At 66.0% G+C, this 24235-nt stretch carries 26 protein-coding genes; 17 read left to right on the top strand and 9 right to left on the bottom strand.

Annotated features, from left to right (window positions below; genetic code table 11):
• Positions 1–70 precede the first annotated feature (70 nt).
• The 6 genes from thiS (at position 71) to NUH86_RS12210 (ending at position 7058) form a co-directional block, all read left to right on the top strand.
• Positions 71–1069 (top strand): sulfur carrier protein ThiS, encoded by a 999-nt coding sequence (gene thiS, locus NUH86_RS12235; RefSeq protein ID WP_267249767.1) that lies wholly within the window; start codon positions 71–73, stop codon positions 1067–1069.
• Positions 1070–1410: 341 nt separating this feature from the next.
• Positions 1411–1851, top strand: coding sequence for an HIT family protein (locus tag NUH86_RS12230; RefSeq protein WP_267249766.1), 441 nt, complete (start codon positions 1411–1413; stop codon positions 1849–1851).
• Between the two features lie 30 nt (positions 1852–1881).
• A complete protein-coding gene (locus tag NUH86_RS12225) occupies positions 1882–3180 on the top strand; it encodes a glycosyltransferase family 4 protein (RefSeq protein ID WP_267249765.1) in 1299 nt (432 codons plus the stop codon).
• Between the two features lie 108 nt (positions 3181–3288).
• Positions 3289–4935 carry a beta-3-deoxy-D-manno-oct-2-ulosonic acid transferase gene (locus tag NUH86_RS12220; protein WP_267249764.1) on the top strand — a complete coding sequence of 549 codons (1647 nt, stop codon included), beginning with the start codon at positions 3289–3291 and terminating at the stop codon, positions 4933–4935.
• Positions 4928–6211 (top strand): capsule biosynthesis protein, encoded by a 1284-nt coding sequence (locus tag NUH86_RS12215; protein ID WP_267249763.1) that lies wholly within the window; start codon positions 4928–4930, stop codon positions 6209–6211. Before NUH86_RS12220 ends, NUH86_RS12215 begins: the two co-directional genes overlap by 8 nt.
• Position 6212: 1 nt before the next feature.
• Positions 6213–7058 carry a phosphotransferase family protein gene (locus NUH86_RS12210; protein ID WP_267249762.1) on the top strand — a complete coding sequence of 282 codons (846 nt, stop codon included), beginning with the start codon at positions 6213–6215 and terminating at the stop codon, positions 7056–7058.
• On the opposite strand, the gene NUH86_RS12205 is transcribed toward NUH86_RS12210, so the two are convergent.
• Both NUH86_RS12205 and modB read right to left on the bottom strand, forming a co-directional pair.
• Entirely contained in the window at positions 7040–7648 is a 609-nt protein-coding gene (locus NUH86_RS12205) for an ATP-binding cassette domain-containing protein (RefSeq protein ID WP_267249761.1), read from the bottom strand. The two genes, NUH86_RS12210 and NUH86_RS12205, sit on opposite strands and share 19 nt — an antisense overlap.
• Positions 7638–8336: a molybdate ABC transporter permease subunit gene (gene modB, locus NUH86_RS12200; protein ID WP_267249760.1), complete on the bottom strand. Its 699-nt coding sequence runs from the start codon at positions 8334–8336 to the stop codon at positions 7638–7640. The genes NUH86_RS12205 and modB overlap by 11 nt, the downstream gene beginning before the upstream one ends.
• Positions 8337–8446: 110 nt before the next feature.
• Here modB and NUH86_RS12195 point away from each other — a divergent pair, with 110 nt between their 5' ends.
• A complete protein-coding gene (locus NUH86_RS12195) occupies positions 8447–9193 on the top strand; it encodes an HAD-IIB family hydrolase (protein WP_267249759.1) in 747 nt (248 codons plus the stop codon).
• Between the two features lie 3 nt (positions 9194–9196).
• Here NUH86_RS12195 and modA read toward each other — a convergent pair whose 3' ends face one another.
• Positions 9197–9970 carry a molybdate ABC transporter substrate-binding protein gene (modA, locus tag NUH86_RS12190; RefSeq protein WP_267249758.1) on the bottom strand — a complete coding sequence of 258 codons (774 nt, stop codon included), beginning with the start codon at positions 9968–9970 and terminating at the stop codon, positions 9197–9199.
• 105 nt (positions 9971–10075) lie between these two features.
• On the opposite strand from modA, the gene NUH86_RS12185 reads away from it, so the two are divergent.
• Positions 10076–11728, top strand: a complete 1653-nt coding sequence (locus NUH86_RS12185) for a molybdopterin oxidoreductase family protein (RefSeq protein ID WP_267249757.1) — start codon at positions 10076–10078, stop codon at positions 11726–11728.
• Here NUH86_RS12185 and NUH86_RS12180 read toward each other — a convergent pair.
• Complete coding sequence (locus NUH86_RS12180) at positions 11716–12891, bottom strand: glycosyltransferase (RefSeq protein WP_267249756.1); 1176 nt, start codon at positions 12889–12891, stop codon at positions 11716–11718. The genes NUH86_RS12185 and NUH86_RS12180 overlap by 13 nt on opposite strands.
• 70 nt (positions 12892–12961) lie before the next feature.
• Positions 12962–13525: a helix-turn-helix domain-containing protein gene (locus tag NUH86_RS12175; RefSeq protein ID WP_267249755.1), complete on the bottom strand. Its 564-nt coding sequence runs from the start codon at positions 13523–13525 to the stop codon at positions 12962–12964.
• Between the two features lie 98 nt (positions 13526–13623).
• Between NUH86_RS12175 and NUH86_RS12170 the strand changes: the two genes are divergently transcribed.
• Positions 13624–14079: a DUF6456 domain-containing protein gene (locus NUH86_RS12170; protein WP_267249754.1), complete on the top strand. Its 456-nt coding sequence runs from the start codon at positions 13624–13626 to the stop codon at positions 14077–14079.
• A 300-nt stretch (positions 14080–14379) separates the two neighbouring features.
• Here NUH86_RS12170 and NUH86_RS12165 read toward each other — a convergent pair whose 3' ends face one another.
• From NUH86_RS12165 to NUH86_RS12150, 4 genes are read right to left on the bottom strand one after another with little or no spacing between them, the layout of a single operon-like run.
• Complete coding sequence (locus NUH86_RS12165) at positions 14380–14922, bottom strand: NUDIX hydrolase (RefSeq protein WP_267249753.1); 543 nt, start codon at positions 14920–14922, stop codon at positions 14380–14382.
• Positions 14919–15596 carry a TPM domain-containing protein gene (locus NUH86_RS12160; protein WP_267249752.1) on the bottom strand — a complete coding sequence of 226 codons (678 nt, stop codon included), beginning with the start codon at positions 15594–15596 and terminating at the stop codon, positions 14919–14921. Before NUH86_RS12160 ends, NUH86_RS12165 begins: the two co-directional genes overlap by 4 nt.
• Positions 15596–16402 (bottom strand): TPM domain-containing protein, encoded by an 807-nt coding sequence (locus tag NUH86_RS12155; protein ID WP_267252126.1) that lies wholly within the window; start codon positions 16400–16402, stop codon positions 15596–15598. Before NUH86_RS12155 ends, NUH86_RS12160 begins: the two co-directional genes overlap by 1 nt.
• Positions 16403–16409: 7 nt before the next feature.
• A complete protein-coding gene (locus NUH86_RS12150; RefSeq protein WP_267249751.1) occupies positions 16410–17012 on the bottom strand; it encodes a LemA family protein in 603 nt (200 codons plus the stop codon).
• 101 nt (positions 17013–17113) lie between these two features.
• Here NUH86_RS12150 and mscL point away from each other — a divergent pair, with 101 nt between their 5' ends.
• The 8 genes from mscL to NUH86_RS12110 all read left to right on the top strand — a co-directional run bounded on the left by mscL (position 17114) and on the right by NUH86_RS12110 (position 24211).
• Positions 17114–17542 carry a large conductance mechanosensitive channel protein MscL gene (gene mscL / locus NUH86_RS12145; protein ID WP_267249750.1) on the top strand — a complete coding sequence of 143 codons (429 nt, stop codon included), beginning with the start codon at positions 17114–17116 and terminating at the stop codon, positions 17540–17542.
• A 135-nt stretch (positions 17543–17677) separates the two neighbouring features.
• A complete protein-coding gene (locus NUH86_RS12140; RefSeq protein ID WP_267252125.1) occupies positions 17678–17953 on the top strand; it encodes a hypothetical protein in 276 nt (91 codons plus the stop codon).
• A 136-nt stretch (positions 17954–18089) separates the two neighbouring features.
• Positions 18090–20459, top strand: a complete 2370-nt coding sequence (locus NUH86_RS12135; protein ID WP_267249749.1) for a chemotaxis protein CheA — start codon at positions 18090–18092, stop codon at positions 20457–20459.
• Positions 20460–20472: 13 nt separating this feature from the next.
• Complete coding sequence (locus tag NUH86_RS12130; protein WP_267249748.1) at positions 20473–20910, top strand: chemotaxis protein CheW; 438 nt, start codon at positions 20473–20475, stop codon at positions 20908–20910.
• Between the two features lie 82 nt (positions 20911–20992).
• A complete protein-coding gene (locus NUH86_RS12125; protein WP_267249747.1) occupies positions 20993–21358 on the top strand; it encodes a response regulator in 366 nt (121 codons plus the stop codon).
• Positions 21359–21425: 67 nt separating this feature from the next.
• Positions 21426–22499 carry a chemotaxis protein CheB gene (locus tag NUH86_RS12120; RefSeq protein WP_267249746.1) on the top strand — a complete coding sequence of 358 codons (1074 nt, stop codon included), beginning with the start codon at positions 21426–21428 and terminating at the stop codon, positions 22497–22499.
• Positions 22499–23398: a CheR family methyltransferase gene (locus NUH86_RS12115; RefSeq protein ID WP_267249745.1), complete on the top strand. Its 900-nt coding sequence runs from the start codon at positions 22499–22501 to the stop codon at positions 23396–23398. Before NUH86_RS12120 ends, NUH86_RS12115 begins: the two co-directional genes overlap by 1 nt.
• 114 nt (positions 23399–23512) lie before the next feature.
• Complete coding sequence (locus NUH86_RS12110) at positions 23513–24211, top strand: N-acetylmuramoyl-L-alanine amidase (protein WP_267249744.1); 699 nt, start codon at positions 23513–23515, stop codon at positions 24209–24211.
• The last annotated feature ends 24 nt before the right edge of the window (positions 24212–24235 follow it).

The following is a 24235-nucleotide window of genomic DNA, read 5'->3' as shown; positions in this document are numbered from 1 at the left end:
ATATGCGCGCTGATCTTTAGCCCTTCGTGTCGCGCCAAGTCGAGACACCTTGTTTGACAGGACAGAGCATTTGAGCGTCGACGGAACTATATCGATCCACATCAATGGCGAGCATCGCCGGGTGCGCGGCGGCATGACTCTGGCGGAACTGGCGAGCGAACTGGGCTTCGCGCCGGAAAAGGTGGCGGTGGAGCGCAATCTGGAGGTGGTGCCGCGTTCGACGCTGGCGGACGTGCGGGTGGAGGACGGCGATGAGCTGGAGATCGTGCATTTTGTGGGGGGTGGCGATTTGTCTTCGGTCGAGGATAGCTGGACCGTTGCGGGCCAGACCTTCCGCTCGCGGTTGATCGTCGGCACGGGCAAATATAGGGATTTCGAGCAGAATGCGGCGGCGGTCGCGGCTTCGGGGGCGGAGATCGTCACCGTGGCGGTGCGGCGCGTCAACGTGTCGGACCCCAAGGCGCCGATGCTGACGGATTTTATCGATCCCAGGAAGATCACCTATCTGCCCAATACGGCGGGCTGCTATACCGGGGAGGAAGCGATCCGCACGCTGCGCCTGGCGCGCGAGGCGGGTGGTTGGGATCTCGTCAAGCTGGAAGTGCTGGGTGAGGCGCGGACGCTCTATCCCGACATGGTGGAGACGCTGCGAGCGACCGAAATCCTTGCGAAGGAAGGCTTCAAGCCGATGGTCTATTGCGTCGACGATCCGATCGCGGCGAAGCGGCTGGAGGATGCGGGCGCGGTGGCGATCATGCCGCTGGGCGCGCCGATCGGTTCGGGGCTGGGCATCCAGAACCGCGTGACGATTCGGCTGATCGTCGAGGGCACGAAGCTCCCGGTGCTGGTCGATGCGGGCGTGGGCACGGCTTCGGAAGCGGCGCAGGCGATGGAATTGGGCTGCACGGGCGTCCTGATGAACACCGCCATTGCCGAAGCGAAAGACCCGGTGCTGATGGCCGCCGCGATGAAGGCGGGGGTTGAGGCGGGCCGCATGGCCTATCGCGCCGGGCGCATGGGCAAGCGCATGTATGCCGACCCGTCCAGTCCTCTGGCTGGGCTGATCTAGGGCCGATTTGGGTGGAGGGCGGACGTTCCAAATCCCTCTCCCTTGAGGGAGAGGGTTGCGCAGACTTGGCAGCTTGCTGCCTTAGTCGTAGCTGGGTGAGGGGGGTGCGATCCACAGGATCGCGCGGGCCGCAGGCCCGCTCCCCCTCATCCAACTCCGCCTAGGCTCCTTCGTCGCCAAGGCTTCGTATCCTTCTCCCTCAAGGGAGAAGGAATGTCCTGGTCTGGCCACTTCCTGACATTTCGCATCTGTCGCTTCCGCTCATCAGGCTCGCTCCGGGCGTGACGGCGGGGAAAGTCGCCGCTAAGACAAGCGCGCAATATCTTGTTTGAGGAAGCGCGATGAGCCTCGACGGCACCTATGACGAGGGCAATGTCTTTGCCCTGATCCTGGCTGGGAAAATCCCTTCGACCAAGCTTTATGAGGACGAGCATACATATGCCTTCCTCGACATCCAGCCGCAGTCCAAGGGGCATAGCCTGGTCATTTCCAAATGGTCGAAGGCGCGCAACATCCTGGAGGCCGAGGACGAAGCGCTGGCGCAGGTCATGGCGACGGTGAAGAAGGTCGCCAACGCCACCCGCAAGGCGCTGGACCCCGATGGCATCCATGTCGCGCAGTTCAACGGCACGCCCGCCGGGCAGACCGTGTTCCACCTGCACTTCCATATCGTGCCGCGCTGGGAAGGGCAGCCGCGTGGCTTCGTCGCGCATGCGCAGGGCGATTTTGCAGATCCGGCGGCCTTGCAGGCGATGGCCGAAGAGATTCGCGCTCAGTTCTGATGCGCCAATCCCCTGTAAAAGCGCTCTGACATGGCGCTCAAGCCCTTCAAGGCCCCTGGTGCGCGGATAGCCTTGCGTTCCAAGCGGGAGAGCCGCCGCTTTGTTGGCGGCGAACGGCCTGCGGAAGTGATCCTCGACATTTCGCGGCTGCTCTCGCGCAGCTTCCATGCCGCGCCGACCGGGATTGACCGGGTGGAATTCACCTATGCCCGCGAATTGCTGGAGCGGATGCCCGACCGGCTGGCCTTTGCCGCCGTGCATCCGGCGGGCGGCTATTATGGGCGGTTGAAGGACGCGGCTGTGCGCCAGTTCCTGGCCTTCACGGCGGCGCGCTGGCGCAACAAGGGGCCGGTGGATGACAAGGAAAGCAAGGCGGCCGTCATCCGCCATCTGATCGCGCTGCGGCCCCGCCCGGTGCCGGTGGCGCAGGGGCCGCGCATCTATTTGCAGGTGTCGCCGCATCATCTGGACGATGCGGAGCAGGTCGGCGCGATCCTGCGGGCGGAAGGCGCGCGCTTCGTGACGCTGGTGCATGACGTGATCCCGCTCACCCACCCGGAATTCGCCCGGCCCCAGGGCGCACAGGAGCATCTGAAGCGGGTGCGGACGATCGACCGCTATGCCGACGGCATCATCGGCAACAGCCAGGCGACGATCGACGCGCTGGCGCCGCATCTGACGCGGGGCCTGGACGGGCGCGTGATCCGGGTGGCGCATTTCGGCGCGGATGCGCCGGACATGGTGGTGGAGGGCAGCCATGCCGTGCCGGATCGGCCCTATTTCGTCTATATCTCTACCATCGAACCGCGGAAGAACCATCTGCTGCTGCTGAATATCTGGCGGCGGCTGGTGGAAAGGCTGGGCGATCGGGCGCCGGTCCTGGTGCTGATCGGCCGGCGCGGCTGGGAAAATGAGAATGTCGTCGACATGCTGGAGCGCGCCGAAATATTGCGCGGCCATGTGATCGAGGCGGGCAGCGTGCCCGACAATGAAATGAACGCGCTGGTCGCGGGCGCGCGGGCGATGCTGATGCCCTCCTTCGAGGAAGGCTATGGCATGCCGGTGATCGAGACCCTGTCGGCAGGCGTGCCGGTGATTTGCAGCGATATCGTCGCGCATCGGGAGGTCGGCGGCGATGCGCCGGATTATCTCGATCCGCTGGATGGTCTGGGCTGGCTCAGGGCTATCGAGGCTTACAGCAGGCCGGATTCGCCGGAACGGGCGGCGCAACTGGCGCGGATCGCGGGCTGGCGGGCGCCCACCTGGGAAGCCTATTTCGACATCGTAACCGACATGCTGGAAGAGATGACGGCTTCCGCCCTTGCTTGACGTCTTCCCATCGGGCGCGCAAGAAGCTGATGTGATTGCGTTTTTTGGCGGCTGTAAGCATCGCTCCATGCGCGCAGGGACTGGACGGGGCAGGGGACGGCTTTTTACGTGAACGCGCCAGCTTTTCTGCGCTCTCCACCCTTTCCGGGAATCAAGTCCGCGACGGCCGCGATCAGCCATGCACGGCAGACCGGGGACGCGCCTGTCGCGGTGACCGACGCCGTGCTGGATGCCATTGCCGATGCGCGGGTGGGCGGCGCTTTCTGGGGCCACAGGCCGGAAGGAATCAGGCTGGTGGCGCGGGCCGGGATCGCCGTGCCGCCGGAAGCGCTGGACGGGCTTTCTCCGCAGGAAATCGGCATAGTCGGCGGCGGTCGGCACGGTAATGGCGTCGCGAGGCGCGATCTGCCCTGGCCCGCAGACCTTTGGACGGTGATTGCCGGTGCGCGGTCTGTGCATGCGGCGGCGGACGATGAGCTGGCGATCGTCGCGGGCTTGCTGGGGGTTCCGGTCTATGGGCCAGACTTGCGCCCGGTTGCGGCGGAGACGCTGCGGGAGGCGGCCCGGTCTGCCGTGGCGGCGGCCCGCTATCGCGATTGTTTCAGCGGCGAGCCGGTCGATGTCCTGCATGCGGTGGCGCAGCTTTCCGACTGGCGGCGGCATCTGGACGGCAATCATGGAATCGCTGCGGCCAGCGGCATGGCCTTCTGGAAGCGGGAGGCGATCCGTCATTTCCTCTGGGACGGGGTTTGCTCGCCACCCTTCCTGTCGGCGGAGAAGGGGTTGAGACTAGCGGTCAGGCGAGGCGGCGCGCTGGCGGTTTGGCCTTCCCGCGTGTCCTCCGCCGCGATGGACGAAGCGCGGCGGCAGGGCGTGACCGTCGCCAAGGTCGAGGACGGCTTCCTCCGGTCGAAGGGGTTGGGGGCCGCTTTGCATCCGCCGGGGTCGGTGGTGGTCGACCGGTCGGGCATCTATTATGATGCGCGCTTCCCCAGCGACATGGAAAAACTGCTGGCGACCCACGGCTTTACCCCGGCGCTGGAGCAGCGTGCGGCGCGCCTGAGGGCGATGATCAGGGCCTCCGGCGTCACCAAATATGGCAAGGATATGGGGCAGATGATCGCTCTGCCCCAGGGCCGCCGGACGATATTGGCCGTGGGGCAGGTCGAGGATGATCTGTCGGTTGAATATGGCGGCGCGGGCGTGACGGGCAATCTGGACCTGCTGAAGCGGGTGCGCGCCGCGGAGCCGGACGCCTTCATCGTCTACCGCCCCCATCCCGATGTGCAGGCGGGGCTGCGCAAGGGGCATCTGAGTGACGCGGCGGTGCTGGAACAGGCCGACGCCATCGACACCGGGTCGCCGCTGATGGACCTGGTGCAGGCGGTGGACGAGGTGCATGTGCTTTCCTCCCTCACCGGGTTCGAGGCGCTGATGCGAGATCGGCCGGTCACGGTCCATGGCATGCCCTTTTATGCGGGCTGGGGGCTGACCCGGGATCTCGCCGCACCCAATGGGCGGCGTGGGCGTCAGCTCACCCTGGATCAGCTTGTCGCGGGCGCCTTGATTCTCTATCCACGCTATCTGGACCCGGTCACTCGCCTGCCTTGCGGACCTGAAATCATGGTCGAACGTTTGGCAAGCGGGGCGCCGTCGTCCATGTCATGGCCGGTGTCATGGTTGATCCGACTGCGCACTTTACAGGGGAAGTTGCAGAGATTTATGACCTTGTCCGCCGAGTATTTCCATGGTTGATGCGTCCCCCAAATCCTTCCTGTTTCTCCAGGGACCGCATGGACCCTATTTCGCCATGCTGGCCGATGCGCTGCGGGTGCGGGGGCATCGGGCGCTGCGGATCAACCTCAATGGCGGCGACAAGGTCGACTGGCCGGGCGAGGGCGCGACCGACTATCGGGGCACGTTCCGTAACTGGCCGCTCTTCTTCGACGATTATATCGTCAACCATGGCGTGACCGACCTGATCCTCTATGGCGACTGCCGCCCCTATCATGCCTCTGCGCACAAGATGGCGCGGCTGCGCAACCTGCGCGTCCATGTGGTGGAGGAAGGCTATATCCGCCCCGATTTCCTGACGTTGCAGGACGATGGGGTGAACGGCAATTCGACCCTGCCGCTCGATCCCGACTGGTTTCTGGAACAGGCGAAAAGCCTGCCGCCCGAGGAGAATGGGCTGCAACCGCAAATCCCATCCACCTTCCGCCAGCGCGCCTTCAACACCGGGCGCAATGGCATGGCGTCGGCGCTGATGCGGCCGGCCTTTCCCTTCTACCGGACGCACCGGCCCAACAGCTTCCTTTGGGAAACGGTGGGCTGGTTCAAGAAGCTGAACCTGCGTCAGGCCGAGCGGCGCAAGTCGCGGGAGGAATGGGCCAAGGTCGCGGACCGGCCCTATTTCACTTTGCCGCTGCAACTGGATTCGGACTATCAGATCCGGCTCCATTCGCCCTTCGGCACGATGCGGGCGGCGCTGCGTTTCGTGATCAAGAGCTTCGCCGCCCACGCCCCGGCCAATACCGCGCTGGTGGTGAAGCGCCATCCGCTCGATCCGGGGCTGGTCGCCTGGGGGCGGCTGACGCGGCGGCTGGCGGCGCAATATGGCGTGGGTGACCGGGTCTTCTACCTTGCGGACTGGGACATTGCGGAGGTGGTCGGCAATTCGCTGGGCGTGGTGACCGTCAACAGCACGGTGGGCACGCTGGCGCTGAACGCGGGGAAGCCTGTCGTCGTGCTGGGCCATGCGGTCTACAAGGTGCCGGGCGTGGTGCATAAACGGTCGCTGGACGAATTCTGGTCCGCGCCGGGTGCGCCCGACATGGCGCTTTATTCGGCCTTCCGCCGGGTGCTGATCGACCGATGCCTGATCCGGGGCGGATTGCTGAGCGAGGAAGGGCTGCGCCTGCTGGTCGACAATGCGGTAGAGCGGCTGACCCGCAGACCGCCGGCGCAGGCGCCTGTCCGGCGCGGGCCGGTGGTCCATGATCTGAACAGCGCCCGCTCAGCCGTTCGCTAGCATGGCGGGGGTGCCGCCGACGCTTTCGGGGATAGTGGAGGACAATCTGGCGACGCTGGCGTCGGGCGCCAGCGCGCGGGTTTGTCGTGTCGGGGAGCGGTTGGTCGTCAAGATCTTCCACGCCGCCGTGTCTGAGGAGATGATCGACCGCGAATTTGCGGCCGCGACGCTGGCGGCGGAGTGCGGCATCGCGGTCGCCCGGCCGGTCGAGCAACTGCGGCTGAGTGCGGGGCGGGCGATCCTCTATCCGGAGGTCGAGGGGCCGACGATGATGCGGCAACTGCGCCTGCGCCCGTTGCGCAGCGGCGCGATGCTGCGGGAAATGGCGGCATTTCATCGGCGGATTCACGATTGCGCGGCGCCAGGGCTGCGTTCCTTGCGGGAGGTGTTGCGGACGGACATCGTCTATGGCCCGGCGGATGGGGGCTTGCAGCAGGCGGCGCTTCGGCTGCTCGACGGGCTGCCCGATGGCGACCGGCTGCTGCATGGCGATTTCCATGTGAAGAATATCCTGATGGCGGATGGCGGGCCGGTTGCGATTGACTGGTCGAAGGCGGCGCGGGGGCCGGTCACGCCGGATATCATGCGCACGGAAATGCTGATGCGCTTTGGCGAGGGGCCGCAGGATTGGCTGACCAACAGGGTGCGGGATTGGGCGGCGCGTTGCTATGCGGACCATTATCGCCGGATTTCGCCGGGGCATTTCGCGCAGGTGGCGCAGTGGCGGGCGGTGGTCGCGCTGGCCTGGCTGCGGGCGCGAGCGCCGGTGCGGCAGCGGGCTTTTCTGGCCTATCTCAATCGCGCGCTGGCGGAGGCGGGCCTGCCTGCTTATAGCGCGATGACGTGATCGGCGAGCCGTTCGACCTCCGCCCGGTCGTGGCTGACATAGAGCATCGGCATGGCAAGGTCGCGCTTCATCCGTTCGATGACGGTCAATATTTCCTCCCGCCTGGCCGGGTCGAGCGAGGAAAGCGGTTCGTCCAGCAGCAGGAATCTGGGGCCTGACAGCAGCGCCCGGCCGATGGCGACACGTTGCGCCTCGCCGCCGGAAAGCGTGGTGGGCCAGCGGTCGAGCAAATGGCCGATGCCCAGGAAATCGAGCACCGCCTCGAACGGCAGGGGCGCGTCGCCATGCCGCCCATAGAGCAGGTTGGCGCGCACCGGCATATGGGGGAAAAGGCGTCCGTCCTGGAAGACATAGCCTGCCCGGCGCTGGGCGGCGGGAATATTGATGGCGACCGCGCTGTCGAACAGCGTTTCGCCTGCGACCGCGATCCGGCCCCGGTCCGGGGTGATGATGCCTGCGACCATGTTGAGGATGCTGGTCTTGCCCGCGCCGGACGGGCCGAACAGGGCGATGAGCCCCGCGCCCGCGCGGGCGTTCAGGACGATGTGGCGTTCACCGATGCGGTGGTCGATCTCCAGGTCAAAGGACATGGTTGGTCCTTCCGCCTCCGGCCCGGCGGGCGAGCGCTTCGGAAGCGACCAGCGCGGCCAGCGACAGCAGGATCGAAATGACGGCAAGGCGCGTCACCGCGGTTTCCGCACCGGGCATTTGCAGCGCGGAATAGATGGCGATGGGCAGGGTGCGGGTTTCGCCGGGGACGTCGGACACGAAGGTGATGGTCGCGCCGAATTCCCCGATGGACCGGGCGAAGCCAAGGACCAGTCCGGCCAATATGCCGGGCAGCGCCAGCGGAAGGGAGATGGTGAGGAAGACGCGGCGGGGCCTGGCGCCCAGGGTCTGGGCGGCCTGTTCCAGCCGCCGGTCGATGCCCTCGATCGACAGGCGCATGGCGCGCACCATCAGCGGCATCGCCATGATCGCGGAGGCGAGCGCGGCGCCGGTCCAGCGGAACATGAAACTGACGCCCAGCGCCTGTTCGAACCACCTGCCAAGCGGCCCGTTCGCGCCGAACAGCAGCAGCAGCAGCCATCCGGTCACGACCGGCGGCACCACCAGGGGCAGGTGCACCAGGGCGTCGACGAGCAGCTTGCCCGGAAAGCGCGACCGGGCCAGCAGCCAGGCCAGCGCGAAGGCGACCGGCAGCATCAGCCCCACCGCGACCAGGCTGACTTGGAGCGACAGCGCGACGATGCCCCATTCTTCGGGAGACAGGATCATGCCGACCTCTTTCGGACAGGAGAATGGAAAAGGCCAGCCCCCGTCATGCGCATTGCATCGCGCCGGTTCACAGGGCAAAGCCGCACTCTGTCCCATCCGGAGCATTGCGCATGAAATTGTTGATCGCCTTCGACCTTGATGGAACCCTGGCCGAGAGCAAACAGCCCTTGGGCGAGGCTATGGGGGAAGCATTGGCGCGGCTGCTGGAGGTTGCGCATGTCGCGGTGATCTCCGGCGGCGACTGGCCGCAGTTCGACAAGCAGGTGGCGAGCCGCCTGCCGGATCGGGCGGACCGCTCGCGGCTCTGGCTGATGCCCACGACAGGGACGAAGCTCTACACCCATCGCGACGGGCAATGGACGCCGGTCTATGCCGAACTGTTCGAGGAGGCGCAGAAGCAGGCGATCCTGGCGGCGTTCGACGCTTCGCTGGAGGCGACCGGCTTCGTGCCGGAGCAGGTGTGGGGCGAGCGGATCGAGGATCGCGGCAGCCAGATCACCTTCTCCGCCCTCGGCCAGCAGGCGCCGATCCACGCCAAGGAGGTGTGGGATCCCGATTTCGCCAAGCGCAAGGTGATCCAGGCCGATCTGCGCGAGCGGTTGCCGGGACTGTCGATCAACATGGGCGGGGCGACCTCCATCGACATCACGCGGGAGGGGGTGGACAAGGCCTATGGCCTGAAGAAGCTGCGGGATGCGAGCGGGATCGCGCTGGACGCGATGATGTTCATTGGCGATGCGATCTTCCCCGGTGGCAATGATTATCCGGCGAAGCAATTGGGGCTGGATACGGTGCGGGTGCGCGATCCGCAGGAGACGTTGGCGGTGATCGACGCCATTGTGGCTTGCCAGAGGTGAAGATCAAGGCCGGCTGAAACCGTAGCGGGCGAGAATCGCCTGCCCGGTCCGTGACAGCAGGAAGCGGCGGAAACCCTCCGCTTCCGGGTTCCGGTTCGCGCTCAGGCGGGCGATGGGGTAGCGGATCGGCGCATGGCTGCCCGCCGGGAAGATGCCCGCCACGATCACATCCTTCGATGCGCGGGCGTCCGTCGCATAGACGATGCCCAGCCGCGCTTCGCCACGCTCCACCAGGGTCAGGGCCGACCGCACATTGTCGCCCAGCGCCAGCCGGTTCGCGACACCGGGCCAGACGCCCAGCGCGGTGAGCACCGCCTTGCCATATTTGCCCGCAGGCACGCTGTCGGGATTGGCCATGGCGAGCCGGGAATCGCCCAGCGCCCTGGCGATCGGCATGCCGCGCGCGATGCGCAGCCGCAGCGGCGCGCGCGCCGGGGCGACCAGCACCAGCCGGTTGCCCGCCAGATTTGCCCTGGTGCCGCGCTGGAGCAATCCCGCCTTTTCGACATCGTCCATCCAGCCTTCATCCGCCGATACGAACAAATCGGCCGGAGCGCCGCTCCTGATCTGGCGTGCGAGGGCGGATGAGGCGGCGAAGGACAGGACCGGACGGGCATGGCGCTGCGCGGCCCAGGCGTCGGCGGCGGCGTTCATCGCCTCCTGCATGCTGGAGGCGGCGAGCACCAACGGGCCGCGCTGCTGCGCCATGGTCGGGGCCAGCAATATATGAATGAATATAGCGACGAACGCGACGGCACGGAGAATCACTTTCAGCATGGCTTTGCTTCTGCCAGCTTCGCGCCCTTTTGTCTTGCTCCGCCTTGGGTTAAGCGGTGTCCATGACATTTCGTCCGACCCCGCCGGCCCTGGCCTGATCGCATCGTGGCGGTCATCCGTTCGCTTTGTGGTCAATGCGGCGTGGGATGCGGCATCCGTGCCGTGACCGGCGAAGGGCGGGATGTCCGGATCGAAGGCGATCCGGTGCATCCGGCGAATGGCGGCCTGCTCTGCACCCGCAGCGAGGCGTTGAGGGATTTGCTGGCGCTGGACGGCCGGTTGCTGCGGCCGATGGTGGATGGCCGGGCGGCCGGGTGGGATCGCGCCGTCGATCAGGCTGCGCGCCGTTTGTCCGACGTCATGGCCCGCCATGGCCCCGGCAGCGTGGCGATGCATGTGCCTGGCGGCCTGCTGACAGAGGATTATTATGTCGCCAACAAGCTGATGAAGGGTTTCATCGGCTCCGCCCATATCGACGCGCCTTCCAGCGAGGCGGGCGGCATGGCGGCGGCGCAGCGGGCCGCCTTTGGCGAGGATGTGATGCCCGCCGTCTATGAGGATCTGGCGCAGGCGGACATGTTGCTGCTGGTGGGCGAAGCGACGGCCCGCCGTCATCCGGTGCTGCATGAGCGCATCGCGGAGGCGCGCGCGGAGCAGGGCGCGCGCCTTGTCCTGATCGCGGGCCGGGATGAGGGGCAGGAGGTCGAGGCCGATGAGCGGCTGACGGTCGCGCCGGGCAGCGAGGCGGTGCTGCTGAGCGGACTGCTGCTGCATTGTCATGACAATGGCGTGCTGGACCGGAGTCTGGCGCCGCCGCCGGGCTTTTGGGCCGGGTTGCGGCGGGACCATGATCTCTGGTCGGTGGCGCGGGCCTGCGGGCTGGCGCCGGGCGAGGTGCGGGGCTTTTACGAGCAGGTGGCGGCCACGCCCCGGCTGGTGACGCTGTTCAGTCCGCAAGGCGCGGGTGAGGCGGCGGCCCGCCTGTCGGCTGCCGTCCTCAATCTCCATCTGGCGACCGGGCGGATCGGCAGGCCGGGCGCCGCCCCCTTCGCGGTAACGGATGCCGCCAATGGCATGGGCCAGCGGGAAGTGGGATGCCGGGCCGGGGAACTGGCCGCGCATCGGGATTTTTCAGCGGAGGATTTGGCGCAGGTCGGTCGCTTCTGGGGGGCGGCGGCGCTGGCGGACACACCGGGCCTGTCCGGCGCCGCGCTGGCGGACGCCATCGAGGCGGGGCGCATCAAGGCGATGTTGATGCCGGGGGGGTTGCCGCCGTCTTCGCATCCGATCCGGAGCTTGCTGGAGCAGGTGCCGCTTATCATCCTGACCACGCCGTGGAGCGAGCCGGAGATGGAGGCGCTGCGCATGATCGCGCTGCCGTCGCCGGTGTGGATCGAGAAGGATGGGACGCTGACGGGAGCGGACCGGTTGATCAGCAGGCAGCGCTGGCTGTTCCCGCTGCCCGGAGAAGCGAAGCCCGACTGGTGGATATGGACCCGCATCGCCCAGGCCATGGGCTGGCGCGACGCCTTTCATTATGAACGGCCGGCGGAAATCTATCGCGAGCATGTGCGCCTGACCGCCTATCGCAATCAGGGGGCGCGGCTGCTGAATCTCAGGCGGCATGCGCCCATTTCAAACCCGGCCTATGACGAATTGACGCCATGGCGCTGGGGGGAGGTGCCGTTCGATGAAGGGCGTTTTCCGACGCCGGACGGGAAAGCGCGGCTGGTCGCCTTTTGGGATCAGGATTCCTGACCGGCGATTGCGCGGAGATGGTCCAGCAGCGTGTCCCCATTGGCGGCCCAGGTAAAGCGCAGCGCGGCTTCGCGAACGGCTTCCCGTTCGGGCGGGTTGACCAAAATTGCGCTGATGGCGGCGGCAAGGGCTTCGGGTTCGCGGGCCACGATCTGCCCCGCTTCGGGCCGGTCGAGCAGTTCGCGCGCGCCGCCGACATCGCTGATCACGATGGGGGTGCCGCAGGCCAGCGCCTCCACCCAGGCATTGGCCAGCCCTTCGGAGGAGGAGGGCAGCGCCATGACGTCGGCGGCGGCATAGATGCGCGGCAGCCGGTCGTGCGGCACGGACCCCAGGAAACCGATGCGCCGGTCCACGCCCAGTTCCTCCGCCTGCTTTTCCAATGCGCGGCGATATTGTCCCTGTCCGGCGAACAGCAGCGTGACGCCATGGAGTTGCGGCAGCGCCCGCACCAGCAATTCCTGCCCCTTACGGGGGATCAGCGCGCCGACGCACAGCACCACCGGCCCTTCGAAACCCAGGCTTTCCTTTGCCGAAGCGCGGTCGGCCGGTTCGAAGCGGTCGAGGTCGACGCCGGTATAATGGACGCGGATCTTGTCCGCATCGATGCCCATGCGCGCCATCGAACGGCGCATCGCGTCCGACACGGCGAGCAGCCCGGCGGCGTCATCGGCGGCGTGCTTCACCATTTTGCGCGTGCCCCTGCGCATGCCCCAATAATGGATGTCCGCGCCGCGCGCCTTCACCGAATAGGGGATGCCGAGCGCGCGCGAAAGCCGCTGCGCCACCGGGCCGTCAGGGAAGAAGAAGCTGGCGTCGATGACGTCGAAGGGGCGCTGCGCATGCAGGCGTCTGACCAGCGGCAGGATGGCGCGGGTCATGCTGTGGACGTTGAAGCGCCCGCCGAATTTGGGGATGATCGGAAAGACCGGGCGGTGGACGGTCAGATCCTTCCACCGTTCCGTGGCGGGCAGGGCGCGCAGGGGGGCGTAGCGCTTCGCCTTCGACAGTGGCCAGGGCGGAATGCCGAGCGGCGCGACCACCGTGACCCGGACGCCGTCCCGGCTCGCCAGTTCGCGTGCCTGCCGTTCGACGAACACGCCGAAATTGGGACGGCTCATATCCGGGAACAGGGTCGACAGCATCAGGACGTTCAACGTCATCGCATCTTCCTAGAAACTCTCTTTCCGGTAGCCATCGTCAATGCAGGGTTAAGGATGAAACCGCCTTTGTCTACAGTCGTCTCACCAGTTGGACCGCCACGGCGCCCCAGGGTGGGTCACTTATCACCTGCTGGCGGCTGCCCATGCCCAGGGGAAGGATGTGCAGCCGGTCGTCTTCGCGTCCGATCAGTCGCCCGAACAGGAAGCGTCCGGCGTGGCGCGGCAGCAGCAGGTCGCGGTTGAGCACGCTGGAAAATTCGTCCGGCATGATGCGGCGGCACCAGATTTCATCACCGCTGCGGTAATCGCCGATACTGCCGGATACCTGCACGCCGACCATCGCATCGACAGGCGCCGGCGGGGGAAGGGAGAGCGGCCGGGTTGGCGCGCGGGCGCCCTCCGGACCCAGCAGCGCGGCAACCGGCACGACATTCTGGCCGGGCAGGGCCACCAGTTCGGAAGAAGCGACGCCCAATGCCCTGGCGATGCGATTCAGCCAGTTGACCGATACGGTTCGGGTACCGGTTTCCAGCCGGCCGATGGTCTGGGCGGTGGTGGGTGGTACGCATAATGCGCCGACCTGTTCCAGCGTTAGTCCCTTGGCTTTGCGTACCTCCCGGATGCGGGTGATCATATCTTGTCCTGTTTTCACCTATTTGGTTTTTATGCTTTCCTACAAAGCAGCATGCATGGCAAGTCCCCTTGCATCCGATTCCAGCAGGGAGGCACGTCATGGCCACGCAATTTGTCGAGCAGATCATAGAAGACCCATTCGGCCGGGCGCAGAAGGTGGCGGTCAATCTGCATGAGTCGCCGCTCGCCTGGCTGCATGCGCGGGGGCATTTGAGCGAGCGGCATTATCTCGCCGGGGACAGGCTGCGCGCCGATTGGGAAAAGGCCGGGCTGGGGCCGCGAATCACCATGCGCTGGGATGCGGCGCCGGGGCAGCGGCGGGGCGGAGGCGCGGGGGCTGTCGAGCCGGGCCTGGCGCAACTGTCGGCGCGGAAGCGGTTCGACGGCGCGATCCGTGCGGCGGGGCCGGGGCTGGCCGATGTGTTGTGGCGCGTCGTCTGCGCGGGGGAGGGGCTGGTCGCCGCGGAAAAGGCGCTGGGCTGGCCAAGCCGCGCTGGCAAGCTGGTGCTGACGTTGGCGCTGGATCGGGTGGCGGGGTGGTATCGGGTGGGGTAGTGGTATGCGGCGGCTGGTGGCCAATGGCGGACATTCCTTCTCCCTTGAGGGAGAAGGATACGAAGCCTTGGCGACGAAGGAGCCTAGGCGGAGTTGGATGAGGGGGAGCGGGCCTGCGGCCCGCGCGATCCTGTGGATCGAGCGAACAGGTAAGGGCTGCCCCGCAGCCCTTAGATCATGCCGGGGGCATGATCGACCTGTTCGCTCCCCTCACCCAGCTACGACTAAGGCAGCAAGCTGCCAAGTCTGCGCAACCCTCTCCCTCAAGGGAGAGGGATTTGGAACGTCCGCTCTCCACCCCTAGCCGACGATATTGGCGCCCAGCAGCAACAGCAGTTTCACGTCGATGGCAAAGCCTTCGGCCCGCCAAGCCGCGATCTGCTCCTGAATCCCATTCAGCGGCACGCGGTGGACGCGGATATCCTCCTCCTCGACGCCGCCGCCTTCCCCGGTTTTCACCAACTCATGGGCGCGGAATAGGGTGAAGCTTTCCGACACCATGCCGGGCGAGCTGTAGAACTCCCCCAGCGGCTCCATCCGGCCCGGAAGATAGCCGGTTTCCTCCTCCAGTTCGCGGGTGGCGGCGAGAATGGCTTCCTCGCCCTCGTCATGGTCGCCCACCAGTCCCGCAGGCAGTTCGATGCAGCGGCGGCCCAGCGGTACGCGATACTGGTCGACCAGCAGCACATGGCGGCCATCGGCGGCTTCGTCGACGGCCAGTATGACGGCGGCCTGGATGCCCCGCGCCCGGCCGACATATTCCCACTTGCCTCTCCGCTTGGCGGTGATGAAGCGGCCCTCCCACATGATTTCTTCAGGCGAGATCATGTCCCGTTCACTCATAATTCGATCAACCTGTCGGGCAATTCATTGGGATTGTCGCTCGTCCCCGGGAAATGTTGGGCCAGCACCAGGCCGACCTGATGCACTGCCTGCGCCATGCCGTCGGCGGCGCGGCCTTCCCGCACGCCGTCGATCAGCGCGGCCATGGCCTCGCCCCAGATTTCGGGCGCGACCTTTGCGTTGATGGCGGCATCCGCGACCAGTTCCGCCCGATGCTCGTCCAGCGAAAGGTAGATGAGCACGCCGGTTCGCCCGCGCGTGCGCCCCTGGGCGACGGCGCGGAACAGGGTGATGGCGCGGCGGCGCACGCGGCGCGCCTTGGTGGCTTTCGGGGTCAGCGCCATGCGCAGCGGCATCCAGGCCAGCGCATAGCGGACGATCAGGAATTTGAGGATCAGCACGCCCAGCAGGACCGTCAGCAGCTTCCAGTCCTCGACCTCATGCTCCCAGCTTTGCAGCAGCCAGGAGCAAAGCGCCCGGAAATATTGCGGAAAGGCCGCCGCCGCCGACAGGGCGAGAAACACTATGCCGATGGCCCAGTGCAGCCCCGCGTCATGATAGGCGTCCGACCGGCGGGCGACGATGGTGACGATTTCGCCATCGGTAGCCTTCTCCGCTTCCGCCACCGCGGCGGTCACGCGGTCATGATCGGCTTCGTTCAAATGCAGACGCATCACCAGTCCCCCGAAGCGCCGCCGCCGCCGAAGCTGCCGCCGCCGCCCGAAAAGCCACCGCCGTTTCCGCCACCCCAGCTTGATCCACCGCCGCCGCCCCAGCCGGAATCGCCCGGTCCCCAGAGGATGATCGGGCCGGAACCCCCGCGATAGCGCCGTCCCTTGCCCCGGCTGGAAAACATGGAAAGGACGATGATCGCCACGACGAACAGCCAGAAGACGACCATGAAGCCGCCGCCATCGTCCGACGCATCGCGGGCCTTGGCCGCCGCCTGCGCCGCCAATGCCTTTGCCTCTTCGGGCGGAAGCGTCAGCAACTTGCCGATCGCGTCCACGCCCGCATCGATTCCGCCGGGCATGTCGCCCGCCTTGAAATGGGGCGTGATGTCGTTGCGGATAATCTGGGACGACAGGGCATCGGTCATGATGCCCTCCAGGCCGTAGCCGACCTCGATCCGCAGCTTGCGCTCATTGGGTGCGACGATCAGCAGCGCGCCATTGTTCTTTTCCTTGTCGCCGATCCCCCAGGCGCGGCCAAGCTGGTAGCCATAATCGGATATGTCATAGCCCTGGAGGTCGGGAAGGGTCGCGACGACCAGTTGCCGTCCGCTCTGCCGCTCCAGCGCGGCGAGCTTGTCGGTGAGGGCCTGTTCCTGCTGGGGGGAGAGCAGGGCGGCGTCATCCACCACCCGCCCCGTCAGCTTGGGAAAGGTTTGCGCCTGAGCCGGAGGCGGAAAACCCAAAAGCGCTGCCGCCGCCGGGATGAACAGCAGCAGCGACAGGATCAGGAACAGGCGGCGAAACATCACCGGATCAATTGCCGAAATCGACCTTCGGCGCTTCTTCCGCGCCGGGCGTGGTGGCCTGGAACGGGGTCATCGGCTTGGCGCCATGGATGATCTTGGCGCCGATCGCGTCGGGGAAGGTGCGGATGCGGGTGTTATAGGCCCGCACCGCCTCATTATAGTCGCGGATGGCGACAGCGATGCGGTTTTCCGTCCCTTCGAGCTGCGATTGCAGGTCGAGGAAATTCTGGTTGGTCTTGAGGTCCGGATAGGCTTCCACCGAAGCGAGCAGGCGGCCCAGGCCTTGCGACAATTGCGCCTGCGCCTGCTGGAACTGCTGCACCTTGGCGGGGTCCGACAGATCCTCCGCATTGACCTGGACGGAGGTCGCCCTGGCGCGGGCCTCCGTCACCTTGACCAGCGTATCCTGTTCCTGCTTGCCCGCCGCCTTCACCGTGGCGACGAGATTGCCGACCAGATTGGAACGGCGCTGATATTGCGCCTGCACGTCGGCCCATTTGGCCTTCGCGACCTCCTCGGCGGCGGGGACGCTGTTGATGCCGCAGGCGCTGAGCGCAAAGGCGCCCAGCAGCGGCAGAAGGATCAGGCGGAAGCGGCGTAGGATCGTCATGGAGCATCCTCGTCATTGTTACGCCGATGGAAATAGGCGGTTGTCGAACCCCGCGCAACGGGCCATGCTTTCATTATTGCCATCGGGACAAGGGGTTCACCATGGGGCTGATTTCCGAATTCAAGACCTTCATCAACCGCGGCAACGTCATGGACCTGGCCGTCGGCGTAATCATCGGCGGCGCTTTCGCCACCATCACCAAATCGCTGACCGACGACCTGATCATGCCGGTTGTCGGCTATGTCTTCGGCGGCGCGGACTTTTCGCGCTATTTCATCCGGCTGGGCGATCTGCCCGCCGGGTTCAAGGGCGATCCGGAAAGCTATGCCGATCTGAAGGCGGCGGGCGTCGCCATGTTCGGCTGGGGTGAATTCCTGACCGTGTTCGTCAATTTCCTGATCCTGGCCTTCGTCATCTTCCTGCTGGTCAAGGCCGTGAACAAGCTGACGGCAAAGCCTGAACCGGCGCCGGAGGCGACGCCGGAAGATGTGTTGCTGCTTCGGGAAATCCGCGATTCCCTGAAAAAATAAATCGTTTCCGCGACGAAAGGAGCGTGCGGTGGGAACCATCCTTCGCGCGACCGGTTGATGGGCGTCAGGGTTCCGGGCTTCCGGTCCCCTTGCCGCATGACGTCAGCCCATGGGGGCGCAACAGGAGAAAACGCCGTGAAAACCTTCGTATCAGTCCTTGGCCTTGCCAGCCTGATCGCGCTTGCCGCGTGCGATTCCAAGCAGGAAGACAAAGTCGAGAACGCATATGAGAATCAGGCGGACGCCATCGACAACCAAGCCGGCAATATGGAAGCGATGGCCGACAATCTGAGCGGCAATGCCGAAAACGCAGCCGAAAACGCCGCCGACGCGCTGGAGAACAAGGCTGAAGCCACCCGCGAGGCTGGCGAAAGGGCCGCTGATGCGGTCGAAAAGACCGAAAAACAATAATCCAGGGCTGCCAGCCGAACCGCAAGGGGCGTCGCGACGAGCGGTCGCGGCGCCCCTTTCATTACGGATTTCCGGCCTTTAACGGGGATTTAACCACGGTCCGCCATTGTCCGCCCGCAATCCATGAGGCGCGGGAATGGACGAGTTACTCCAGGAATTCATATCCGAAACGCAGGAAACGCTGGAGGCGTTGGCCGGCGAAGTCGTCGCGTGGGAGGCCGATCCCACGGATCGCGACCGGCTGGACGCCATTTTCCGCTTCTTCCATACCGTGAAGGGAAGCTGCGGTTTCCTGAACCTGCCGCGTTTCGAACGGCTGAGCCACGCGGCCGAGGACGTGCTGGCCGAGATACGCGCGGACAAGCGCATCGCCGACCCCGCCACTGTCAGCGCCGTTCTGGGCATCATGGACCGCATCGCCGAACTGGCCGAAGCGGTCTCTATCGGCGCCGCGCTGCCGCAGGAAAATGACGATTATCTGATCGCCGCCCTGACCGAGAAGGAGGTGGCCGCATCGGAGGAAGGTGAGGCCGCGGCAGCCCCGGTCGCCGTGGCGCGAACATCCGGCGGGCAGGCGGCGCCGCGCACCATCCGCCTGCCGTTGTCGCTGATAGACCAGTTGATGAATGGCGTGTCCGACATGGTGCTGGCCCGCAACGAACTGTCGCGCAAGCTGCGCGAGCGATCGGCGGACCCTGAACTGGAAAGCGCCTTCGAACGGCTTTCGACCTGCGTCGCGGACATGCGCGACGCCATTTCCAAGACGCGGATGCAGCGGGTCGACCGCCTGTTCACCGCGATCCCGCGCATGGTCCGCGACCTGGGCCGGGATCTGGGCAAGCGCATCGACCTGACGCTGGAGGGCGGCGATGTCGAGATGGACCGCGAAATGGTGGAGATGGTGGTCGATCCGCTCACCCATATCGTCCGCAACAGCATCGACCATGGCATAGAGACGCCGGAAAAACGCCTTGCGCTGGGCAAGCCCGAAGCGGGGCGGCTGAAGCTGGAGGCGCGCCAGTCGGGCAACCAGATCGTCATCGAGATTTCCGACGACGGGCAGGGCATCGACACGGGCCGCCTGGCCGAAAAGGCGATCGCGGCGGGCCGCCTGACGCCGGAATCGGCGGCGCGCATGAGCGAGGCGGAGAAGCTGGACCTGATCTTCCATCCCGGCCTTTCGACGGCCAGCGCGGTGACGGCGATTTCCGGGCGGGGCGTCGGCATGGACGTGGTCCGCGCCAATGTGGAACGGATCGGCGGCATCATCGCGCTCGACAACCGGCCAGGCCGTGGGTTGACGATCATGCTGCGCGTGCCGCTGACGCTGACGATCATTCCCGGGCTGATCGTGCGGGCGGGCGGGGTGCATTTCGCGATTCCCCGCGCCGCCGTGGTGGAAATCCTGCACGACAATAATGAAACGCTGAACATAGCGGAAGTCGGCGGCGCCAAGATCGCGACGATCCGGTCCGTCCGCCATTCGATGATCGATCTGGAGGAGGTGCTGGGCATGGAGCGGATCGCGCAGCCCGGCCCGCGCGCGATCATGGTCGTGCGTTCGGCGAGCGGCATTCCCTTCGCCATGGGCGTGGCGGCGGTCGAAAATCATGAGGAGCTGGTGATCCGTCCCGCATCGCCGCTGGTGATGGCATCGGGCGTTTATGCGGGCATGACCCTGCCCGACAATGGCAGGCCGATGCTGCTGCTGGATGCGGCGGGCCTGGCCAATGCGGCGGGCCTGCCCACTATTATCGACGATCGGGCAGCGCGCCAGGCGGAAGAGACTCAGGAGGAGCAGGGCGGCGTCGAAATGGTGTCCGCCCTGCGGTTCGAGGAATATTCGGGCGAACGGCGGCTGCTCAAGCTGTCGCTGATCGAGCGGGTCGAGGATATCGACGCGCAGATGTTCGGCCGGTCGGGCGGGCATAATTTCGTGCGGTTGGACGGGCGGCTGGTGCCGGTCGTCAACGGCCATCATGATTTTGCCGGAGAGAAGATCGCCGCGCTGCGCCTGCGCGACGGCACGCGGGAGGCCTGCTATCCGGTCGCGGCGGTGCTGGACATAGTGGACATGCCCGCCGTGCCGGACATGGTGGCGATGCATGGCCTGCTGAGCGGCGTCGCCGTCATCGATGGCGAGCATCTGGAGGTGATCAATCCCTTCGCCCTGTTCGCCGCCCTGCCGGATGCGCCGATTGTCGAACGGAGCGGTGGCCGCTGCCTGCTGGCCGACAGCGAGGATGGCTGGACGCGGGAGATATTGGCGCCGCTGCTGCGCCAGGCAGGGCATGAGGTGGTGATGGGCCTGCCAGCCGATGCGGCGGTCGACCCGCAGGACGTCGTGCTGTTCACCGGAACGGAAGCGTCGCAGGCGAGCGAATTGCTGGGATGCCGCGTGGTCCATCTGCGCGCCACGCCCCGGCCCAACGGTCCGCAGGACGGCAGCATCTACCGCTATGATCAGGACGCGCTGATGGCGGCGCTCGCCGGATCGCGGCGGTAAGGGGAATAAGGATATGAACCAGCTTTATCTCTTCGCCACTCTGGCGGGCATCAGGGTGGCCGTGGAGGCCCGGGAAGTCGAGGCGGTGGTCAAGCTCACCGACATCTCGCCGGTGCCGGGCATGGGCGCGCATGTCGCCGGGCTTTCCGCGCTGCGCAGCCGGGTGCTGACCATCATCGACGTCGCGGCGCTGGTCCGGGGACGGCCGACGCCGGTGGACCAGAGGAGCTTCGCGATCATCGCGGACATCAGCGGCCACAGCTACGGCCTGATGGTCGATGCCGTCTATGACATCTGTCAGGTGCCGGAAGGCGAACTGCCGCTGCGCGGCCAGCTCGATCCCGTCTGGTCGCCCTATGCCCGCGGCCTGGTGGAGCATGAAGGCCAGCCCTATCTGCTCGTGTCGCTGAGCGGCTTCATCGAGGCCGGCGCCGTGGCCCAGGCCGCCTGACGATCTTGTGCCGGCGTTTACCAATTCCTCGCCTTTGCCGGTTAAGGCTGTTGAAGATGGGACGCAAAACAAGGGACGCTCTATGAAAAACTGCCTGGTCGTGGATGATTCGAAAGTTATCCGCAAAGTTGCCCGTCATATATTGGAATCGCTCGATCTTGCGGTGAGCGAGGCGGTGGATGGCCGTGACGCCCTGACCCAATGCGAATCGTCCCTGCCCGATGTGGTGCTGCTCGACTGGAACATGCCGGTGATGACCGGCATGGAATTCCTGCAGGCGCTGCCCGGCGCCAAGCTGACCGGGCGGCCCAAGATCATCTTCTGCACCACCGAAAACGGCATCGGCCATATCAAGGCCGCGGTCGAGGCGGGGGCGGACGAATATGTGATGAAGCCGTTCGACCGGGAAACGCTGGAAAGCAAATTGTCGATCGTCGGCGTGATCTGACGCCCGCCCGGCTTCGTCGCCCTTCGCCTGACCCGTTACCCGCCTTCGTTAAGAAAGACTGCCCCAGATGAGTGTTCACGTGCCGATCATGGCCAGCAACCGTGACGAGGACAGGGCGTTGCGCGTCCTGATCGTCGACGATTCGGTCGTGGTCAGGACGGTCATCGAACGGATATTGAACGCAGACCGGAGATTTTCCGTCTCCCACAAGACCAACAGCGCCGAACATGCGCTGGCCTATCTGAGCGAGCATGAGGTCGATCTGATCCTGCTGGACATCGAACTGGCGGGGCAGAGCGGGCTGATGGCGCTGCCCGCGATCCTGCGGATCAACCCACGCGCCAAGGTCGTGATCCTGTCCGGCAATTGCGAGGAGGGCAGCGCCGCGGCGGTCGAGGCGCTGGCGCTGGGCGCAAGCGATATATTGGCCAAGCCCGGCAGCGGCAGCTTTGGCGAACAATTCCCCCAGGCCTTGATCGAGCGGCTGTCCCGCCTGTCCAGCGGGGGGGCGCCCGTCATGCGGTCCGCGTTGCGAATCGAACCGGAACAGGCTGCCCAACCGCTCGCCTGTCTGGGCATCGGCGCGTCGACTGGCGGCATTCATGCGCTGGGACGGCTTTTTGCCGGTCTGGCCGCGCCGCTGGGGGTCCCGATCCTGTTGACCCAGCATCTGCCGGCCAGCTTCACCCATTATTTCGTCCAGCAATTGGGCCGCATGACCGCCCTGCGCGTCAAAGTGGCGGAACAGGGCGAGATACTGGCCCCCGACATCGTCTATGTCGCGCCGGGCGACGCCAATCTCCAGTTGCGGGCGGGTCTTTACGGCCGGGTGTCCGTGATGCTGAATCCGGATCGCACCCCGGCGGGCAACCTGCCCGGGGTGGACCCGATGTTCGCCAGCATGGCGCATGTCTATGGCGCGGGGGCGGCGGGCGTGGTGCTGACCGGCATGGGCCGGGACGGCACGGTCGGCGGGCGGGATATCGTGGCGGCGGGCGGCTGGATCGTGGCGCAGGACCAGCCAAGCAGCGTCGTCTGGGGCATGCCCGGATCGATCGCGAGCGAAGGATTGCACTGCGCCCTGCTGGAACCCCATGCGATCATGGATTTCGTGGCGCGAAGAGGAAAGAACGGAAACTGATGGCATTGCCCCCTTCGGCCCACCCCATCCCGTCCGGTTCCCCTTCCTCCTCTCGCGGGGCGGCGCGCATCTTTTCCGGCCTGCTGGAGGCGCGCACCGGGCAGATTCTGTCGGAAAGCCGCGCCTGGCGAATGGAAACGGCGCTGAAGCCGGTGCTGCGCGCCCAGGGCTTGCCGGACATGGACGCGCTGGCATCCCGGCTGATGACGCGCAAGGACGCGGCGCTGGAAAATGACGTGGTCAACGCGCTGCTCAACAATGAAAGCAGCTTTTTCCGCGATCTCCAGATTTTCGACATGATCCATCGCCATATCCTGCCGCACATCCAAGCGCAGCGGTCGGACCGGACGCTGCGCATCTGGAGCGCGGGCTGTTCGACGGGGCAGGAAGTCTATTCGCTGGCGATCCAGCTTTGCAACGACATGGCGCGCTGGCGCGGCTGGCGGATCGAGATATTGGCGACCGACATCTCAACCGCCGCCATCGCCCAGGCGAAAGCGGGCATCTTCACCCAGATGGACGTGCAGCGGGGTCTGCCGGTGGGCGACCTGCTCAAATGGTTCGAGCCTTCGGGCGACGACTGGTGCGCCAATGGGGCGCTGCGCCAGATGATCGATTTCCGCACCGACAATCTGTTCGATGCGCGGGCGCCCATGGGTGAATATGATCTGCTACTCTGCCGCAACGTGCTGCTCTATTTCACGCCGGAGCGCCGCCAGAGCGTGCTGCGCCTGCTGGCCCGGCACAGCCATGCCGGGTCCGTCCTGCTGCTGGGCGCGGGGGAGACGGTGATCGGGCATAGCGACGACTTTGTCCCCCATGCCGATTTCCGCGGCGGTTATGGACGCCGTGCCGACGCGACGGCGCGGCAGGACGGGGCGATGCGCCGGGCGCTCTGATCCCTCCGGCTGGAAAATGCAGCGCGCCGCTTGATTGGCCTGCCGCTGTCGGTCATGGTCTGCCTGCCGCCCCGGCGGCGCTGACAGACGAGTGCGAGTGACTGGCCCTTCGCGATGAACGACTTTCCGATGATCGATACGCCGTCGCCCAATTTCGACGAGCGCAGCCTGCCCATTTCGATGCTGGTGCTGCACTATACCGGCATGGTCGACGCGGCGACCGCGATCAACTGGCTGGTCAGTCCGGAATCCAAGGTGTCCGCCCATTATGTCGTGACGGAGGATGGGCAGGTCATCCGCATGGTCGATGAGGAGAAGCGCGCCTGGCATGCGGGGCGGGCGCACTGGCGCGGCATCGACGACATCAATTCCGCCAGCATCGGCATAGAGATCGTCAATCCGGGCCATGAATGGGGCTATCGGCCCTTTCCGGACGCGCAGATGGGGTCGCTGATCCCGCTGATCCATCAGATCGTCCAGCGGCACAGGATCACGCGCGGCAACATCGTCGGGCATAGTGACGTCGCCCCTGCGCGCAAGCAGGATCCGGGCGAGCTTTTCCCCTGGGGGCAGTTGGCGCGGTTGCGGCTGGCCCTGCCGCGCCCGACGAAAAACCTCATGGACCCGCATTGGAGCGATGGCGGCTTCATGCTGGCGCTGGAGCGCTTCGGCTATGACATTGCCGAGCCGCAGGCGGCGGTGGTGGCTTTCCAGCGGCGGTTCCGGCCCGAACTGATCGACGGGATCATCGATGGCGAGTGCCGGGCGATCCTGCTGGCGCTGTTGCTGCCCAAGCCGACAGGGGATGATTGAACGGGGATGACGGGGAGGATCGAC

It is taken from the genome of Sphingobium sp. JS3065 (genome assembly GCF_026427355.1).
Lineage (GTDB): Bacteria > Pseudomonadota > Alphaproteobacteria > Sphingomonadales > Sphingomonadaceae > Sphingobium.
This window is presented reverse-complemented; position numbering and strand designations above follow the sequence as displayed.